Here is a 20,583-nt window from a genome sequence, read left to right on the forward strand (position 1 = left end):
CAATGCAGGTAAACCAAATCCCAAATAGAGTGTTTTATAAGGATGGAGAAGAGTTTCTCTATTTTGGAGGTACCAACTATCTGGGTGTTACTACACTTCCCGAATTTCAATCGCTTTTATTTTCAAGTTTTAAAAAATGGGGAACGAGTTATGGAAGTTCCCGCTCAGCCAATATCCAGTTGGAAGTATATAAAACCGCAGAAGATTTGCTGGCCCAACAAATAGGAACCGAAGCTGCTGTAACCGTTTCTTCAGGAATGCTGGCTGGAAAATTGGCTTTGGAACAACTGCAACATAATACTGATTTGATTTTTCACTTCCCCAATACACATCCTGCTTTACAGCATCCTTTTTCTCTGCCACTAATTCAAAACGAAAAACTGAATCCATTTCTTTTTGATTCAGCCGTTTCAAGAATCGGAATCGTAGCCGACGCTATTCCATCGCTTGAAGTTTTCCCTATTGATTTGAGCATTTTGAAGAAAATCCCAAGTGATAAAAAAATTATTTTAGTACTTGATGAGTCCCATAGTATTGGAATTCTTGGAAACAAAGGACAAGGGGTCTTAGACCAATATGGGCTTCCTTCAAACGTTCATCAAAAAATTAGTATTGCATCCCTAGGAAAGGCTATGGGGCTTTCCGGAGGGGTTATTGCTGGTGATTCTCACTTTATTGGTGAAATAAAAAAACTGCAAAATTTTGTTGGAGCTTCCGGAATGAATCCTGCCTTTTTGGAAACCTATGTAAACGCACAAGAGATTTATCATTTACAAAGACAGCAACTAAAAAAAAATTTGAATTATGTTGCTGAAAATTTGATTCCAAACAGCGCCTTAACATTTACCGCAACATATCCCACTATCTATTTTGATCAAGAAGAGCTGCTACAACTACTTCTGGAAAACAATATCATCCCAACTTCATTTCCTTACCCAACAGCATCGGGAAAATTGAGCAGAATTGTCATAAGTGCTCATCACACCAAAGACGATTTGAACAAGATGATAACACAATTGAATATTTTTTCTAAATTAAATTTCGGTTTTGAGGGTGATACCCGTTTTGTTTTGTAAAAACGTCTAACTTTTATAACAATAAACAACATACTTTTTTGATTTATAACTTTAACTTGTAATCTCTCTTTAAAAGACCAAAAAATCAAAAAATAATTCTCGTTTTTTGGTCGAAAAAAAAGCATTAAATTAAAGTATTGTTATTTTTAATTGCATTTTGAGTTAAAGGCATATAATTTAGGGGGTGTTGACTGAAAAATTGATAAAAATACAATATCAACTTCCATTTTAACAGGGCATCTGAAATGATTTTTTATTTTTGCATAAAAAAATAAATTTAATCTACAATGCGAAAAATAGTTTTAAGTGTGATTCTAATCACGATTTTGGTACTATCCTATTGCTCCAATTACTTTTTAACAAAAAACCCAACAAACCTTTCTGAAATTTCAAAATTCAATACTGGAGACACTGCATGGATGCTAGTGGCTTCTGCATTGGTACTATTAATGACGCCTGGTTTGGGATTTTTTTATGGCGGTATGGTCGGCAAAAAAAATGTCATTAGCACGATGCTTCAAAGTTTTATGGCTATGATTATAGTAACGGTTTTATGGGTACTTATAGCTTTTGGACTTTCTTTTGGCCCGTCAATTGGAGGTGTAATTGGAAATCCACTCCCAAATATTTTTTTCCAAGGAGTTGGTATTGGCACTTCATGGAAATTGGCTCCAACAATTCCGTTTTTATTATTTGCTTTATTTCAAGCTAAATTCGCTATTATAACTCCGGCAATTGTAACAGGTGCCTTTGCAGAACGCATCCGTTTTTGGGCTTACCTATTATTTATGGTTTTGTTCATTTTATTTGTTTACACTCCGCTAGCTCACATGACTTGGCATCCTGATGGGTTGTTATACAATTTAGGAGTATTGGATTTTGCAGGAGGAACCGTCGTACATATGAGTGCGGGTTGGGCTGCTCTTGCAGGAGCAATGTTTCTCGGAAAACGCAAAGTACCCAAAGTTAACCCAGCCCGTATTACTTATGTGTTATTAGGAACGGGTTTATTATGGTTTGGCTGGTTTGGATTCAATGCAGGATCTGCAATGGCCGCCAATGGTCTGGCAGCACAAGCATTAGGCACAACAACTGTAGCCGCGGCCTCAGCATCAATGGCTTGGGTGTTTATTGATAAGATAATGGGACATAAACTTTCAGCGATGGGAGCTTGTATTGGCGCAGTGGTAGGATTAGTTACCATTACTCCGGCTGCAGGATACGTGAGCATTCCGCATGCCATTACTATAGGAATCATAGGAAGCATTGTAAGCAACATTATGGTCAGTAAATTCCCTAAAGGAAAAATCGACGATGCTTTAGACGTATTTGCTTGTCACGGAGTTGGCGGTATGGTCGGAATGGTATTAACAGGTGTATTTGCTTCAAGAGATATTAATCCAGCTGTCATTAACCAAGGACTTGCTTTTGGAGAGACTACATTATTCACTCATCAACTTATTGCTTTGGTAGGCGTGTCAATTTTCGCATTCTCAATGTCGTACTTCCTTTTTTATGTGGTAAACAAAATTACTCCTTTGAGAGTTTCCGAAGAGAGAGAAGAACTGGGACTGGACATTTCACAACACGGAGAATATTTGTAGATTCTATTTCTATTATATAATTCAAACACTCTATTTATTAGGGTGTTTTTTTTTTTGAATATTTGCAACCTTTAAAAACTCAATTCACACTGTACTTACCAGTATTAAGAAACAAACTAAGTTCTGTAATTTAATAGATTATTAGAAAAACAAATACCTTATTGCAGCCCAAACACGCTCAGCAGGTATGAACATATAAAACTGCTAATTATTTAAACAAAACATAAATATTTTTTTTTATAATTTTAAGAGATTTTTTTAAACATAATTACAAATATGTAAAAACACCTATAATAATAAGAAAAAAAAAGTTAACTGAACAAATCATCTTAATAAATTAAAAGAACGGGCACTTATAAAAATTAGTTATTTATAGAAGTTTTAAGTTATCATTAACAAAAATTCCGTTCAACTGCCAAAATAGGCGATTATTTCACATATAATTTACCAATTAAAGAACAAAACTTAAAAAAAACTTAAAATTTCATTAGCACATTCTACATTTTGACATTAAAAATTAAATACCCCTCAAAATATAAGGGTACTTAATACAATATTCATAAAAATACACACACAACCCTATATTTTTTTGTAGGTATGCATTGATTTAATACATTTATAAAAAATTAAAAACCAAAAAACTATGCGAAAAATTATTTTAAGTGTGATACTAATCACTATTCTGGTACTATCTATTTTTTCAATTCATTTCTTTGTTGAATCACCAACATTAGGAGCACATGTTATACCGCTAAAATTAGACACGGGAGACACAGCTTGGATGATTGTAGCCACGGCCCTTGTATTATTAATGACTCCAGGACTCGGATTCTTTTATGGAGGAATGGTAGGCAAAAAAAATGTCATTAGTACCATGTTACAAAGTTATATGGCCATGGTCATTGTAACTGTGTTATGGGTTGTAATTGGATTTGGATTATGTTTCGGACCTTCAATAGGAGCAGTAAGAGATGAAGCAGGTAAAATTATATCTGGCGGTTTTATAGGTAATCCATCTGCAAATTTATTTTTCAATGGTGTAAGTGCCAATACAGCTTGGGAATTAGCTCCAACAATTCCATTTATTTTGTTTGCCTTGTTTCAAGCAAAATTTGCCATCATCACTCCCGCTTTAATCACTGGAGCATTTGCTGAAAGAGTTCGATTCTGGGCTTACTTATTATTTATGGTATTGTTTATATTATTTGTATATGCTCCATTATGTCATATGACTTGGCATCCTGATGGATTATTCTTCAATTGGGGAGTATTAGATTTTGCTGGTGGAACTGTAGTACACATGAGTGCTGGTTGGGCTGCTTTGGCAGGAGCAATCTTCTTAGGAAAAAGAAAAGTACAAAAAGCAAATCCAGCTCGTATTACTTATGTATTATTAGGAACTGGTTTATTATGGTTCGGTTGGTTCGGTTTCAACGCTGGATCTGCTGCAGGTGCAGGTAGTCTTGCTGCTCAAGCATTAGGAACTACAACTGTTGCTGCTGCTGCTGCTGCAATGGCATGGGTATTCCTTGATAAAATTCTTGGTCACAAACTTTCAGCAATGGGCGCTTCTATTGGTGCCGTGGTAGGACTAGTTGCTATAACTCCTGCTGCTGGATTTGTAAGCATTCCTCATGCAATTGCAATTGGTATCATCGCCAGTGTAGTAAGTAACCTTGTTGTGAGTAAATTCCCTAAAGGAAAAATTGATGATGCTCTAGACGTATTTGCTTGTCACGGTGTTGGTGGTATGGTAGGTATGCTTTTAACTGGTGTATTTGCTTCAAAAGCAATCAATCCAATTGTAGGTGATAACCAAGGTTTGATATTTGGTGATCCAACTTTATTTTTAATTCAATTAAAAGCATTAGTTATTGTTTCCATATTTGCTTTCTCTGTTTCTTATGCTTTATTCTTTATTGTAAATAAAATTACACCTTTGAGAGTAACTGAAGAAAAAGAAGAATTAGGATTAGATATTTCTCAACACGGAGAATTTTTGTAAAAACTCAATTTCCAAATAATTACCTAAAAACACTCTAGAATTTAATTTTAGAGTGTTTTTTTATTCAAAAAAACTAAATTTAAATAATCATTTCTACCCATTTACATTTATTAAATTAAGAGATACGCTTTTATTGTTCGCAATATTATTTTTCCACACAAATAAGCATAAATTAACAATTTTACAATTTTTAATATTTTACTTGTAAAACAAACAAATATTTATTTATTTTATAAAAAATTTACATTAATAGATTTTATAAAATAATCCTCATGAATATATCCACTTGCCCAACATTCACAGCCGAAGACGCTTTATCGGTATTAGAACAACATTGGGGAATTACAGGTTCACTAAAGCCGTTAGACAGTTATTTGGATCAGAATTTTTTAGTAAAATCTACAGATGGGTGTAAATACGTGCTTAAAATTGCCAATATAGAAACTCCGGAGCCTTGGCTTGATCTCCAAAATCAATCATTAAATCATTTACAAGGAAATGCAATTCCAAAAATAATACGCTCTAAAGATGAAAAATCAATGCTTTTTATGCAATCACATTGGTGGAGAGTATTAAATTTCTTAGAAGGTACAATGCTTTCTTCAGTCCCTTATCGTTCAAATAAACTATTACAAAACATCGGAACATTTGTTGGGCAAATTTCAAATCGACTGGATTCTTTTTCGCATGAAGCTGCCGAAAGACCTTTGCAATGGGATTTACAACAATCGGCTTCGTTATTAGAAAACTGGGTTACATTTGTTGAAGAAGGAAATACAAAAAGTGCTATTTTGGCCATCATGGAAAATTGGAAAACCAAAATTCCAGACATCAATAAAGTCCGCAGAAGCATCATCCATGCCGATTTAACACGATACAATCTTTTACTTGATGATTCAGGAAATCAAATACAAGGGATAATCGATTTTGGCGATGTTTGCCTTTCATGGACAATAGGAGAATTGGCAGTTTTAGCTTTAGAATCGGCTATGACTGGAAGTCCAACTCCATTTGCTGACGCCTACGAAGTAATAAAAGCGTACCACGAAGTTTTTCCGATTACAAAAGAAGAAGTCCAATTGTTATATCCTTTAATTCAATTGAGGTCTGCAACAATTGTAAGCGCATCTGCTCGACAGTTGTCTATGGAACCCGATAATGAATACGTTAAAAAACAAGCCATAGCCGATCGCGAAATGTTTCAGCAGCTTTCTTTAGCGAAAAATGATTTTGCAACTGCTCTTTTTCTAAAAGCTTGCAATTTAGAAAGTGATGTAGTGAAAAAATTTCATGATTATTTTAAAACAAACAAAATCACTTCCCTTTTTAAAGAAACAGTAAACTTAAAAACAATTGACATCAGTCCATCCTCCGATATCTATAATGACGGTGCTTGGACCTCTCCGGAAGCTTGTAAAAAAAACATCAAGGCCAAACTGGAAAATGGTTTCGGAATTACTACAGCATTTACGCCTACATTACAACCCTATACTTTTTGTACTCAGGAAACTGAAACAATTGCTTTAGGAATATATGCCTTTGCTCCAATTGGCACTCCAATTTATGCGCCAACCAATATCACTTTTATAAAACAAACTACTGACAAACTCATTTTCAAAACTAGTGATTTTTACATTTATATTATTGGAGTCGATTCTAATTTAGAAATTGGAACCAATCTAAAACAAGGCGAAACTTTAGGAATAATTACAACTGAAAACCCAGATTCACCATTCCCTTCTCATGTTTTTATACAAATAGATGCATCGGGCAATGCACCAACTTATTGTCGTCCTAGCGAAAGAATGGGTTGGGAAATTCTATGTCCTGATCCTACTGTCTTTCTACAATTAAAATCTAAAAAAGATATTTTAGACACCCAAACATTAGAAACACGCAGAAATAAAATTATTCAACAAGCTCAAGAATACTACTATCAAAAACCGATGAATCTCGTACGCGGTTGGCAACAATACCTCATTGGCGATGATGGTCAAGTCTATTTGGATGCTATAAATAATGTGGCACATATTGGTCATTCTCATCCAAAAATAGTGGAAGTAGCCACCAAGCAACTTCAAAAACTAAATACCAATGCCCGCTTTTTGTATGAAGACAACATCAATTATGCCGAGCGATTATTACAGTATTTCCCAGAGTCTTTGCAAGTGGTTTTCTATACCTGCACCGGAAGCGAAGCCAATGATCTCGCTTTGCGATTAGCAAGAGCTTACACCAACCAAAATGATATATTGGTTATTGATGGCGAATACCACGGAAACACCACCGCTGTAGATGAAATAAGCACCTGCTTGATGGATAATCCCACTGCCTCCAAAAGTATACGACCCTTTACGCATCCGCTAATACAACCCAATACCTTTAGAGGGAAATACAAAGCTGACACTCCCAATGTAGCAGAACTTTACGCCCAAGATGCAGATGAAAAAATAGCCTTTATTCATTCTCAAGGCCGAGGTGTTGCAGCTTTCATCTCTGAATCTTTATTGGGCTCAGGCGGTGGAGTAGAAATGCCAAAAGGGTATTTGAAAAAAGTATACGAATCTGTTCATCAAGCGGGAGGTGTGTGCATAGCCGACGAAGTACAAATTGGTTTTGGTCGAATGGGAAGTCATTTTTGGGGTTTTCAAAAAGAAGAGGTTTTGCCGGATATAGTTACTCTAGGAAAACCAATGGGGAATGGACATCCTGTTTCTGCAGTGATTACAACTCGAAAAATTGCTGACGCTTATAAAGAAAAATATACGTATTTCAACACCTTTGCGGGTAATCCAGTTTCTTGCCAAATTGCGAATACAGTCTTAGATGTTATAAAAGACGAAAAATTACAACAAAATGCTGCTGAAGTAGGCGGATTCCTAAAGCAAGAATTGGAAAAACTAATTGACGAATTCGAATCTGTAGGAGCTGTTTACGGACACGCTATGTATTTGGGTGTAGATTTGATTAAAGACAAAAAATCAAGAACTCCAGATAGTCAAAAAGCATTGTGGGTGTCGGAAACGATGAAACAAAACGGAATTATAATTTACCCAACAGGAGATTATTATAACATCCTTAAAATCAAACCTCCTATGTGTTTTACTAAAGAAAATGCTGTTTTTGTAGTAGATACTTTACGAATGATTTTGACCAAAATGGAAAATTAAAACCCTTGCTTTTCTTATACAAAAAACCCAATCTTTTAACGATTGGGTTTTAATTTTTATTTTTTAAAGTTTGCAATTCCTATTTTCAACCAACTTAGATATTCTGCAACAGGTACATAACTTATAGTAGGCTGTTTTGTGTTTAAAACATTACCATTTAAATCTGTCAAAACATACAAAGGTTGCGTATTGGTATTGTATTTTGTAATCATAAAATCAGTCCATTTATCCCCAATCGTTTCGATTTCGGCACCGGTTGATTTTGAGACAAACTGTTCTGATTTTGGTAATTCTCGCTTATCATCCACATACAATGAAATCAAAACAACTTCATTTTTCAAAATTGGAAGTATGCTATCATCCGACCAAACATTATTTTCCATTTTTCTGCAATTTACACAAGCATGACCTGTGAAATCAAGCATTATAGGCTTATTAACCGTTTTGGCATAAGCCAATCCTTTGTCATAATCATCAAAAACTACGATTTGATGGGGGCCTGATTTTGCACCTTCCGGCAAAATTACAGATGAAGTATTTCCCGAACTGGAACTACCTACGCCAAGCGGACTTTCACTGTATTCCATTGGAGGTGGGAAAGCACTAATCAATTTAAGTGGTGCTCCCCAAAGTCCTGGAATTAGATAAATAGTAAAAGAAAGAACAATCAAACCTAACGACAATCTACCTACTGAAATATGAGATAATGGGCTATCGTGTGGCAAAGTAATTTTTCCAAACAAGTAAAAGGCCAATGCTCCAAAAATAGCAATCCAAATCACCAAGAATACTTCTCTTTCCAATAAATGCAATTGCAGCACCAAATCGGCATTCGATAAAAATTTAAATGCCAAAGCCAATTCAAGAAATCCTAATACAACTTTTACAGTATTCAACCAGCCTCCTGATCTTGGCAAAGAATTCAACCAACCTGGGAACATTGCAAAAAGCATAAAAGGCAAAGCCAATGCCAATGAAAAACCTAACATCCCGATTATCGGAGCAATTCCTCCTTTGGAAGCTGCGTCAACCAAAAGCGTTCCTACAATAGGCCCCGTGCAAGAAAAGGATACAATTGCTAATGCTAATGCCATGAACAATATACCAATGATTCCCCCTCTATCAGCCTGACTGTCTACTTTGTTAGCCCACGAATGAGGCAACATAATTTCAAAAGCACCAAGAAACGATGTAGCAAATACTACCAATAAAATAAAGAATAAAATATTAAACCAAACGTTGGTTGACAAAGCATTGAGGGCATCGGCACCAAAAATCCAGGTGACCAAAAATCCTAATACCACATAAATTAGAATAATCGAAATTCCATAAATAATGGCGTTTCTAATTCCGGCGGCTTTGTTTTTACTCTGTTTGGTAAAAAAACTAACCGTCATAGGAATCATAGGAAAAACACAAGGGGTCAATAAAGCTGCAAATCCAGAGAAAAAAGCAATAAAGAAAATAGACCATAATCCTCTTTGCGAATCAGGTTTTGGTGTTTCGATATCCTTTTTCACTTTCGGCTCAATAGTTTCCTTTTTATCTACAGTAGCTGTGCTTACAGTATCTACCTTAGTTGAATCCAATTTCACAACTGCTATTGGAGTAGTGACAATTGTTGTTGCTTCAGTTTTCGGTATTTTAAAAGTGAATTTCTTTTCCAGATTGATACAAACTTCTTTACAAACCTGATAATTCAATTCGGCTTGAATAGCAGTAGTTTTTGGATTGATTAGCGTTATTTCTTGCTGAATTTGGGCTTTATCATGAAAGAACGTTTCGTTTACACCAAAAATATCATTGAAGGCTGTAGTCGTTTTACTTTCTTTGGCTTTACCTACCAAATTAAAATTCCCTTTTTGCTCTTTAAAAATAATCTCCAAAGGCAGTGGTCCGCCATCTGGCGTAAATTGGGAATACAGATGCCAATCTTTTTCAATTACACCATTAAAAGTCAAAATATAATTGGATTCGGATTTCTTTTCTATTGTCGTCGTCCATTTAACTGGATCCAATACCTGGGCATTTCCTTTGGCAAAAGCGAAAAAAGTAAGGAGTATAAAAAGTATTTTTTTCATTTTATTTTTCTAATTTCTAATTTTCTAATTCAATTTTAAGAATGTTTTTGGTCTTATCTGTTGTTTTAAATTGATTGTCAGCACGGATTCCGATAACCCAAACTATTTGATTGTTCGAACACAAAAGCCAGGTGTTTTCTTTTTCTATCAAGGATAATTTTTCGTCTTTAAAAAGTTTGCTTACTTTTTTTGATTTTCCGTTCAAACCAAAAGGCGTGAAAACATCACCAGTTTTCCACTTGCGCAGTACCAATGGAAAAACCAATTGATCAGCGTCGACAAAGATAGTTTTATTTGTGGCTACCGAAATGTCGGTTACTTTACAAAACGACATATTTAAGGGAATCTTAACTTCGGCCTGATTGGCATTAATAAAAAATTCTTGGACAATTTCTAAATCTTCAATAGGCAACAAAATCAATGAATCCCTATCTTTTAACAAACGATAATCAGCAGAAAAAACCTGTTTTCCAGATTGACTTTCGACCAAATCATAAATATCCTTCCAAGCCGTAAACCCAAATTCCTTAAGCCATTGATACAAATAGGATTGGTAATTGGGTAATTTCAACAATTGATTCAAATCAAAATGAATTTGATCATCCACTTCCTTGGCCACTTGCTGATAGACCATAATTGCTGCGTCTTCAACCATAGCAAAAGATTCCTGAAGGTAGCTTTCAGTTTTTAAAAAAGAAGTTATAAAATTGGGATTCAACTCCTTCAAAACTGGAATCAAATGATGGCGTATTTTATTTCTTAAATATTTATCGGATGCATTACTGCTGTCTTCCCTCCATTGAATGTTATGTTCCTTTGCATAATTTTCAATTTCAAGTCGGGATAAAAAAAGCAAAGGTCGAATTATTTTTTTATTTTGCTCCGGAATTCCTGTCAATCCTTCCAATCCGGTTCCTCTGGTGAGATTGATCAAAAAAGTTTCCAAATTGTCATCGGCATGATGTGCGGTAAGTAAGTAATCAAACTTTTCTGTTTCCAACAATTCATAAAACCAATTGTATCGTAATTCCCTTGCGGCAATCTGGGTCGATAATTTATAATCTTTGGCAAAAGCTTCGGTATCAAATTGAGTTACATAAATAGGAATTGCATTAACTTCGGCATAATCCTGTATAAACTTTTGATCTCCAAAACTTTCAATCCCTCTGAGTTGAAAATTACAATGGGCAATAGCAATATCATAGTGTAATTCATTGAATAAATGCAACAAAACCATACTATCCAAGCCACCGCTTACAGCAAGAAGCAGTTTTTTTTGTTTCAAAAAAGGGATTTCCTGATCGATATGATTTTGAAGTGTGTTTTTCATACGAAGTTAATATTGTTTTTTTTTATAGGAATATGGTATCGCCAATCTTCATTTCAACTCCAAATTTAGACTCATGGTGATTTCATATTTCAAAAATACTGATTATTATTTAATCCAATGACAACTCAATTATTGCAAAACTTCAAGCATTGCTTTTGCTTTAAGCAAACATTCTTCGTATTCGTTATCTGGAATGGATAAGGAGGTTATGGCGCTTCCAACGGAAAAAGACACATATTTATTTTCTTGGTTGTACAAAATGCTACGAATAACCACATTAAAATCGAAATCACCATTTGGAGTGAAATAACCTACTGCTCCACTGTACAATCCACGCTTGGTTTCCTCCAATTCTTCGATGATTTTCATCGCCGCATACTTGGGTGCTCCCGTCATACTTCCCATCGGAAAAGTAGTTTTAATTGTATCTACTGCTGCATATTGAGTGTCAATTTTGGAAGTTATCGTCGAAATCATTTGATGCACCTGCAAGAAAGAATAAATGCCGCAAAGTTCTTTTACTTCAACCGTCGCTTTTTGTGCTGTTCTTGACAAATCATTTCGAACCAAGTCGGTAATCATAATATTTTCGGCACGTTCTTTAGGATCTTGTACCAAATCATTCTTGGCTTTTTCATCTTCTATTGAATCCAAATATCGCTTGGCCGTCCCTTTTATAGGCTGAGAAATTAGTTTTTCTTCTTCTTTTTTCAAATAGCGTTCAGGCGAAGCCGAAAGTAAAAATTGCTTATTGTTCTTCAAAAAAACAGTAAACGGAGCCTGTGAAATGCTATTTAATTTTAAGAATTTAGTCAATGGATCAATTGTAGCCTTTTCAGCAAAAAATTCCATACAAAAATTGGCTTCATACAAATCTCCGTGATGGATGTGTTCAAGTAATTTGTTTACCTTCTCTATATAATTTTGTTTTGAAATACGTTGCTTTACCTCGACTGCGGTCGAAATGACATCATTATTGATTTCAAAATTAATTATTTCATCAAAATCAACTTCAACCTCATCATCACACATATTCAAATATTGAATTTCGAGTTGATTTCCTTTCAATAAAAATATTTTTTTGGGCTGAAAAAAGAACAGATCCGGAAAATTCAAACCGTCAAAATTATTAGATTGCAAATACTCTACATCGTTTTTTAAATCATACGAAAGATATCCAAATAACCAATCTTTGGTTGTTTGCTGGTATTGTTTTAAATCCTCAAAAGCATTGTGATAATCTGTTTTTAGAGACGTAAAAGCATCAACTGCCAGGATACAGTCGAAACTGGAATATTCGTTGAAAAATGAATTGCTGTCTAAAAACGTTATTTCGCGAAACTGTTGCGCCCAAGAAATAATCTTTTGCTTAAACTGAAGCGGGTTTATAATTGTTTTATAAATGGAAGTTCTCAAAAATTAATCTATTTATGGAGTTCAAAATTACAATAAAAAAAACCGCTTCTCAAATAGAATTTTCATAAAAAATGGTTAGTATGCTCTGTATAAATAATAATGTTACCGATTAATATTTTAAGATTATTCACCTTTATTTTTGCATTTTTTATCAAAAAAACACAAAACAAAAACAAACAAAAAGACAACAATATCCTTGATAACAAATAGTTACAAACAAATAAAGCTTAAAAATCGATAAAACTCTTATCAAAATTGATTATATTTGTTAAGAAGATGGACGCAACTTTCTTGCCCGAAAGTTACTAATGGCAATGGATCTAATATTGATTATTCTCTTTAAATAATATAATCGTTAACTAGAACATTTAATCAAAAAAATTATGCCATGAAAAATGTAATCCTCTTTTTTCGAATCACTCTTGGGCTAATACTAATTTCTTTACCCGTTTGTTACTTTTTTAACTTAATTCCTGAACTGGAAAATACTGGAGATTTCAAAGCTTTCCAAATTGGTTTAGTCCCTTCTGTCTATTTAGTACCTATCTCAAAAGTGGTGGAATTTATTTGCGGTTTATCTTTTTTGTCAAAAAAATATGTGACTTTATCAAATATTATTGTATTACCCGTTACAATAAATATTCTTTTTATCAATTATTTCACTTCTTCACCAATTGGTTTTAGCATTTCTTTATTTATTTTTTGTGGAAATATAATACTATTTTACGCCTATTGGAAACACTATAAACATTTGTTTATCGCTTAAACAAAACTAAACTCATTAAATTAAAGACATTTCATTTTCACCGATGAGATGTTTTTTTTTTTGATAAAGTTATTTTTTTCTTGTTTTATTGTAAAATAATTATATTTGAATGAACCAATTTTATCATTAAAAACAACTTTAAAATTTAAAAACTATGAAAATTGCTACCATTATCATTCGTTCGCTAATTGGATTATTATTACTCTTCGCATCTATAAGCTATTTTTTGCATCTGTTTCCAGAACCACCTTTGGAAGGTAATATGAAAATTTTCAATGATGGAATAAAAGCTTCAGGCTATTTAATGCCTTTGGTAAAAATAGTGGAACTCCTTTGCGGACTTTCTTTTATTACAGGAAAATTCAATAAATTATCATTCATACTATTGATGCCAATTTCAATCAATATTCTTTTTACCCACATTTGTTTAGCGCCAGAAGGCATTCCTGTTGCGGCTTTCCTATTCGTGGGTAATATCTTTTTGATTTACACCAAATGGGATAGCTACAAAGGCTTGTTTGAAGCATAATCCAAAGTCATTTATAATAACAAAACCCTGTCTAGTTTTACAACTTGACAGGGTTTTGTGTTTTTTAAAAGCCCAAAACTATACGTGCAAAGCTCTATTATCAGTTGCGGCCAATGCGGCTTCTTTTATCGCTTCCGCAAAAGTGGGGTGCGCATGTGACATTCTGGAAATGTCTTCGGCAGAGGCTTTGAATTCCATGGCAGTAACTGCTTCGGCAATCAAATCGGCAGTTCTGGCTCCAATCATGTGCACACCAAGAACTTCATCTGTTTTTGCATCAGCAAGAATTTTTACAAATCCATCCAAATCTCCACTTGCTCTGGCACGACCCAATGCTTTGAAAGGAAAACTTCCCACTTTATATTCAACTCCTGACGCTTTCAATTGCTCTTCTGTTTGTCCAACTGCCGCAACCTCCGGCCAAGTATAAACCACTCCTGGAATCAGGTTATAATCGATATGTGGTTTTTGACCCGCAATGATTTCTGCAACCATAGTTCCTTCTTCTTCAGCTTTGTGAGCCAACATCGCTCCACGAACAACATCTCCAATGGCATAAATATTTGGAATAGAAGTTTGCAGATGATCGTTTACTTCCACTTGTCCTCTATCCGAAATTTTAACTCCTGCTTTGTCGGCATTCAATCCATCAGTATAAGGACGACGGCCAACTGAAACTAGAGAATAATCGCCTTCCAAAGTGATAGTTTCTCCTTTTGCATTTTCTGCTTGAACAATCACTGCATCTCCATTTCTTTCTACCGATTTCACTTTGTGCGAAACATAGAATTTCATTCCTTGTTTTTTCAAGACTTTGGTCAATTCTTTAGACAAAGCGCCATCCATTCCAGGAATAATTCGGTCCATAAATTCCACAACTGAAACTTGTGCTCCCAATCGTAAATACACTTGACCCAATTCGATACCAATAACTCCACCACCAATAATTACAAGGTGTTTTGGTACTTCTTTTAGAGCCAATGCTTCTGTCGAAGTGATGATTCTTTCTTTGTCAATTTTGATAAACGGCAAAGAAGATGGTTTTGAACCTGTTGCTATAATGATATTTTTTGCTTCTATCGTTTCTGAAGTTCCGTCAGCTTTGGCTACAGCAACATGAGTTGCATCTACAAAAGATCCTAAACCATTAAAAACAGTAACTTTATTTTTGTCCATCAAGAAATTAATTCCTCCAGATGTTTGATCTACTACGCTTTGTTTGCGGGCAATCATTTTTTCCAAATTTACTTTTACTTCACCCGAAACTTCGATTCCGTGATCTGCAAAATGCTTAATCTCGGCATAATGATGTGAAGAGGACAACAATGCTTTAGATGGAATACATCCAACATTTAAGCATGTTCCCCCAAGAGTGGAGTATTTTTCTATAATGGCAGTTTTGAAACCCAACTGCGCACAACGAATAGCTGAAACATATCCGCCTGGCCCAGAACCTATAATGACTACGTCAAATGAACTCATAGTTTGTGTGTTTTATTTTTTAGTGATGCAAAATTAAGGAATAAAGTTTTGTTTAAAGTTTAAAGTTTCAGGTTTTTTGTTCGAATTATAACGATTTCATCAAGAATTAATGAAAAACCTTTTATAAAAAACAACAAATCATAATTTACCTCTTAACCAACATAGAGCACCAAAAGCATCTATACTCTTTAAAAACTACTCAGCTTTATAATTCATATTAACAATACTAAAATCAAAACCAAGTATTACACAACCAATTAATAAACAATTAATTACACTAAAATTACAAACAGTTTTTTTGATTTTTGTTAAAAACAACAAAGTTACAAACACTACAACGTAATAGTAGACATACAAAAACAAACACTGTAATTTTTATGTTAATAAAATATACATTTAACAAAAAATAACAATATAAATAGTAAATAATCAACTCATGAAAAAAAACCTACTATTATTTTTTGCCTTACTCATTCCTTTTGTTTTTGTCAAAGCACAAGTGAATACAACTTATTTATGGCATCTTCATCAACCTACTTACTGGGGAGATATCAGCAAGAAAAATCCGAACCGATACCAGATGGTAAAAGAGTCTCAAGATTTAAAAGTTTCTGGTGCAAATAATGACAAAAACGGACTTGCACATCCCACCAACAATCTTGAAGAAATTTTTGGTACTGGTGACCGCGTAGCTGCTTATCAATTTGCTCCAAAAAATGCAATCAATTCTATTCGGGATTTATCCAAAGCAGGAGCGCAAATAACCTATGGCGGCTCGCTGATGGAAAACGTTAATGAACTTGCCCAAGCCAATCAATGGGGATATTCCAATTCATGGACCCAGAATATTAAAGATGCAAAAGCCTGGAAAACTTCTGGCGGTTTCCCCCGTATGGAAGTGGTTTCTTTTACGATGCATCATGCACTTTCTCCGCTATTAAGTGATGAAGCGCTGAAAAAAGAAATAAAAGCGCATCAATATTACTCAGCACAATTATTTGGATCACACGATTCTAAAGGATATTGGCCTGCAGAATGTGCTTTTTCTGAAAGAATTATAAAAACGTTAACCGAATGTGGTATTGAATGGTCGGTGATAGCCAACAGTCATCTATCCCGAACTTTATCCGATTATCCGGTAAGATATGGCTCTGGCGGAACTATGTGTGATGTTCCCAACAAAGCAGATCAGGTAGATACAAAAGGAAACACCTGGTTTTCAGCTCAAAAAGACGCTCGTGGCGGTCAGTTTGCTGTTCCGTATTCGTATCTTCCGTATAAAGCAAAATATGTTGATCCGGAAACGGCACAAGAATACAAAATCACTGTGGTGCCTATGGCCGATTATGAAAGTTACGAAGATGGATATGCCGCAATAGGCACTTCTTTAATAGCTCCTATAGTTGCCAAAGCGGCAACATCTCCAAGGCCTCCTTTGGTATTATTTGCTCACGATGGAGACAATGCATGGGGTGGTGGCTCTTCCTATTACAATGAGTCGGTAACAGGATTTTCACACGCATCGGCTGCTAATGGGAATATCCCAACCACAATACCTCAATATTTACAAGACAATCCAGTTCCCGAATCAGAAGTAGTCCATGTAGAAGATGGTGCTTGGGTAAATGCTGATGGTGATTTTGGGCATCCACAATTTACCAACTGGTTATGGCCCTTTTTTGATCCTGTTACCAAAAAATTCAATCCAAATGGCTGGACAGAAGACATGATGAACCAAGCCATAACCACAGCAGGTGAAAACCACGCCATCATGGCCGAGCAATTGGAAGGCAACAATCTTAGAATGAGCGAAATTGTAAACCCAACTGCCGCAGTTAGCCCTGCTGAAAAAGCCTGGCATTTTTTGATGGCTGGTTATGACAGCGGAAATGCCTATTATGGTCTGGCCGAAGATTTAGAAATAAAAACGACACTTGCCGTAAACCGTTGTGTACAGTTTGCAAAACCTACTCTGGATGCTCATCCTGGTGTAGATGCAACAAAACCCTCCGTTTTCATTCCGCAACGTTGGCCTTATAATCCAGGTGAAAAAGGATATGGCGCCCCTTATGCGTATAAAGAGTTTTTAAATTCAGCCGATTTTACAGTATATACTTTTGCTTACGATGTGAGTGGTATTCAAAAATCAGAATTAAAATACCGCGTTGATGTTGACGGAAAGAACACTATGGGTTCGAATCAAAACGAAACTTATGCTGGCGGTAGTGAAGTTGGAACATGGGTATCGCTACCAATGACCGAAAGAGTCTTCCCAAAAGGAAATTTCACCAATAGTCCTCAAGCCGATTTATACATGCTACCGGATGTCATTGCCAGTCAATACTATGCCGAAATTGCAGGAATATCTGAAAAACTATTGGATTATTACGTGGAAGTGACTGATAAAAAAGGAAACGTAGCTAAATCTAAAATTCAACATGTGTGGGTTGGAAAAAATTTGGATGTAGCTCCAAAAGTTGCATTTACACCAGATGCCACTAACTCCACAACAGCTTTAGATGTAACAGTTACGGCCACAGACAGCACAGATCCAAAACCAAAATTGTATTATACTACAGATGGATCTACTCCTACTCTTTCATCAAGTTTCGTGGAATCTACCAAAACAATTACTATAGCACAAACGACAACAATTAAAGCATTTGCTGTAGACAAAGATGGAAACTCATCAGAAATTATAACAAAAGTATATACCATTGGAGCAATTCCTGAATTCACAGTTTATTTTAAAAAACCAGCCAACTGGAATGCTGCTGTAAAAATATATTATTGGTCACCAACAGGAACTGCTCCTGTTGTAACCTATCCTGGAGTAGCAATGACAAAAGATTGCGGGGATTGGTACAAATATACTTTCCCAACGACAGTCACTGCGTCCAATTTATTATTTAACGATGGAACGCTAAAAACAGCCGACTTAAATACTACATCCGGAATTAAATATTATGATTCTGCCTGGCTAAGTGCCGAACCTACAAACAGATGCCCAATTGTTGCTCCCGATTTTACAAACTCGCAGGCTGGAGGAACTTTCACCACTGGAACAACTGTAAATGTCATAGTAACGGCCAACGAAAGCACCTCTACAATTTATTACACTTTAGACGGCACAACACCTACGATAGCTTCTTCAACAGCAATTGGAACAAAATCATTTGCTTTTACTGCTAATACAACTTTAAAAGCGTTTGTAAAAAACACAGCTGGAGTTAGTTCTGCAATTAAAACAGAGACTTATACATTCAATACTCCAAGCACCTTTACGGTTTATTTTAAAAAGCCAACAAACTGGAGCACTACTGTGAAAGTCTATTATTGGTCGCCAACTGGAACTGCCCCAGCCGTAACGTATCCGGGAATTGCGATGACGCAAGATTGCGGAGGTTGGTATAAATATACTTTTCCATCGACCGTAAGCGCTACGAATTTATTATTTAATGACGGAAATCTGAAAACTGCAGATTTAACAGCCTCAGCCGGAATTAAATATTATGATTCGGCTTGGTTAAGCGCCGAACCAGCTAACAGATGTCCTGTTATTGTTCCAGATTTCACAAATTCAAAACCTGGAGGTACCTTTACAACCGGAACAACTGTAAATGTTGTTTTGACAGCCAACGAAAGCACCTCTACTATTTATTACACTTTAGACGGAACAACTCCAACAACAGCTTCGACTTCAGCAATTGGAACAAAATCATTTGCTTTTACTGCTAATACTACTTTAAAAGCGTTTGTAAAAAATACAGCCGGAGTTTCATCAGCAATTAAAACTGAGATTTATAATTTCAGTGCCGCCACAACTCTTACCGTTTATTTTAAACCCCCAACCAGCTGGACGACTGCTCCTAAATTACATTATTGGAATGCTGTACCGGCAGGAAGTGCTACAAATACTACTTGGCCAGGTGTAACAATGACCGCAGACACAAATGGTTTTTATAAATATACAATAACAGGCCCAACATCTGTAAATATAATTTTCAATAACGGGTCAAGTGGTGCTGCAAATCAGACGCCTGATTTATTGAATAAAACCAATGGATACTCCTACACTTGGGGTGTAACTACCGCCAAAATGGATTCCAAATCAGTAGCAACCCCACAAGAAGATACTTATCTTATCCGTTTGTATCCGAATCCTGTAAATGAGACGTTGCAAATTAGTTCAACAAGTCCTTTAAGCAATTACAGCATCATTTCGGCTCAGGGAAGTATTGTGCAGGAAGGAAAATTAAATGGAGGAAGCATTGATGTAAGTCGTTTGAGTGTTGGTCTCTATTTTGTAACCATCCGATTAGAAAACGGAAATGAAACCATGCAAAAAATAATTAAAAAATAGATTCATATTCTTTTATTTATAGAATCTTTTAGCAAAAAAAGTCGTTCTGACATTGTTTCAGAACGGCTTTTCTGTTTATTAACTTTTTGGGTTTGGTTTACGGTTTGCTACTATTATTTAATTAAGGCTTTTGTCAAGTCGAGCGCAGTCGAGACTCAGCGGTTCATCTCGACTACGCTCAATTTGACACTTTAAATGCTTTTGATTGTTTCAGTAGTAAACAACATTGATTCCGCTAAACCTCCACAACAGTGGTGTACTTTACTTCACTAATCATAAAGGTACTATGTGTACTGCCAATATGCTCCAAGGTTGTCAATTTGGTCACCAAAAATTCGCGATAGGCTTCCATGTCTTTTACAACCACTTTCAGGATATAATCGTAATCACCGCTGACATGATGGCATTCCAGCACTTCTTTGAGTTGAATCACTTCACTTTCAAATTTGGAAATAAATTCAACGGTGTGCTGAATGAGTTTGAGGTGACAAAAAACGACAAATCCTTTTTCAATTTTCGAATGGTTGAGCAAAACCACATATTTGTCTATAATTCCTTCTCTTTCCAGTTTTTTGATGCGCTCATATACAGCTGTCACAGAAAGATTGAGTTTTAAGGACAATTCTTTGGTGGTTTGTTTACTATCGATTTGCAGCAAATGCAATAGCTTCTTGTCGGTCGAGTCGAGTGTCATTTTTTTTATTTTTTTGAAATGAAATAAAATCTACTTCCATCTTATTTTAGAAGCAAATTTAGAAATA

General features: G+C 35.3%; 12 protein-coding genes. 7 read left to right on the top strand and 5 right to left on the bottom strand.

Features of this window, described 5'->3' with window-relative positions; all coding sequences use genetic code 11:
- Positions 1 to 2 precede the first annotated feature (2 nt).
- From OLM57_RS15795 to OLM57_RS15810, 4 genes are all read left to right on the top strand, one after another.
- Positions 3 to 1,076: an aminotransferase class I/II-fold pyridoxal phosphate-dependent enzyme gene (locus OLM57_RS15795; RefSeq protein ID WP_264564652.1), complete on the top strand. Its 1,074-nt coding sequence runs from the start codon at positions 3 to 5 to the stop codon at positions 1,074 to 1,076.
- A gap of 287 nt (positions 1,077 to 1,363) precedes the next feature.
- The gene (locus OLM57_RS15800; protein ID WP_264564653.1) at positions 1,364 to 2,680 is read left to right on the top strand and encodes an ammonium transporter; all 1,317 of its coding nucleotides are present in this window, start codon (positions 1,364 to 1,366) and stop codon (positions 2,678 to 2,680) included.
- 643 nt (positions 2,681 to 3,323) lie between these two features.
- On the top strand, positions 3,324 to 4,685 hold the full coding sequence (locus OLM57_RS15805; protein WP_264564654.1) for an ammonium transporter: 1,362 nt from the start codon (positions 3,324 to 3,326) through the stop codon (positions 4,683 to 4,685).
- A gap of 272 nt (positions 4,686 to 4,957) precedes the next feature.
- On the top strand, positions 4,958 to 7,855 hold the full coding sequence (locus OLM57_RS15810) for an aminotransferase class III-fold pyridoxal phosphate-dependent enzyme (protein WP_264564655.1): 2,898 nt from the start codon (positions 4,958 to 4,960) through the stop codon (positions 7,853 to 7,855).
- Between the two features lie 56 nt (positions 7,856 to 7,911).
- On the opposite strand, the gene OLM57_RS15815 is transcribed toward OLM57_RS15810, so the two are convergent.
- The 3 genes from OLM57_RS15815 to OLM57_RS15825 form a co-directional block, all read right to left on the bottom strand.
- Complete coding sequence (locus OLM57_RS15815) at positions 7,912 to 9,936, bottom strand: thioredoxin family protein (RefSeq protein ID WP_264564656.1); 2,025 nt, start codon at positions 9,934 to 9,936, stop codon at positions 7,912 to 7,914.
- A gap of 16 nt (positions 9,937 to 9,952) precedes the next feature.
- The gene (tilS, locus tag OLM57_RS15820; protein ID WP_264564657.1) at positions 9,953 to 11,266 is read right to left on the bottom strand and encodes a tRNA lysidine(34) synthetase TilS; all 1,314 of its coding nucleotides are present in this window, start codon (positions 11,264 to 11,266) and stop codon (positions 9,953 to 9,955) included.
- Between the two features lie 129 nt (positions 11,267 to 11,395).
- On the bottom strand, positions 11,396 to 12,682 hold the full coding sequence (locus OLM57_RS15825) for an anthranilate synthase component I family protein (protein ID WP_264564658.1): 1,287 nt from the start codon (positions 12,680 to 12,682) through the stop codon (positions 11,396 to 11,398).
- Between the two features lie 388 nt (positions 12,683 to 13,070).
- On the opposite strand from OLM57_RS15825, the gene OLM57_RS15830 reads away from it, so the two are divergent.
- Together OLM57_RS15830 and OLM57_RS15835 are read left to right on the top strand one after the other, a co-directional pair.
- The gene (locus OLM57_RS15830; protein WP_264564659.1) at positions 13,071 to 13,448 is read left to right on the top strand and encodes a DoxX family protein; all 378 of its coding nucleotides are present in this window, start codon (positions 13,071 to 13,073) and stop codon (positions 13,446 to 13,448) included.
- A 154-nt stretch (positions 13,449 to 13,602) separates the two neighbouring features.
- Entirely contained in the window at positions 13,603 to 13,977 is a 375-nt protein-coding gene (locus OLM57_RS15835; protein ID WP_264564660.1) for a DoxX family protein, read from the top strand.
- 78 nt (positions 13,978 to 14,055) lie between these two features.
- Here OLM57_RS15835 and lpdA read toward each other — a convergent pair whose 3' ends face one another.
- Positions 14,056 to 15,459, bottom strand: coding sequence for a dihydrolipoyl dehydrogenase (gene lpdA, locus OLM57_RS15840; protein ID WP_264564661.1), 1,404 nt, complete (start codon positions 15,457 to 15,459; stop codon positions 14,056 to 14,058).
- A gap of 436 nt (positions 15,460 to 15,895) precedes the next feature.
- Here lpdA and OLM57_RS15845 point away from each other — a divergent pair, with 436 nt between their 5' ends.
- A complete protein-coding gene (locus tag OLM57_RS15845) occupies positions 15,896 to 19,822 on the top strand; it encodes a starch-binding protein (RefSeq protein ID WP_264564662.1) in 3,927 nt (1,308 codons plus the stop codon).
- A gap of 235 nt (positions 19,823 to 20,057) precedes the next feature.
- On the opposite strand, the gene OLM57_RS15850 is transcribed toward OLM57_RS15845, so the two are convergent.
- The gene (locus OLM57_RS15850) at positions 20,058 to 20,516 is read right to left on the bottom strand and encodes an Lrp/AsnC family transcriptional regulator (RefSeq protein WP_264564663.1); all 459 of its coding nucleotides are present in this window, start codon (positions 20,514 to 20,516) and stop codon (positions 20,058 to 20,060) included.
- Positions 20,517 to 20,583 lie beyond the last annotated feature (67 nt).

It is taken from the genome of Flavobacterium sp. N3904 (assembly GCF_025947305.1).
Classification (GTDB): Bacteria; Bacteroidota; Bacteroidia; order Flavobacteriales; family Flavobacteriaceae; genus Flavobacterium.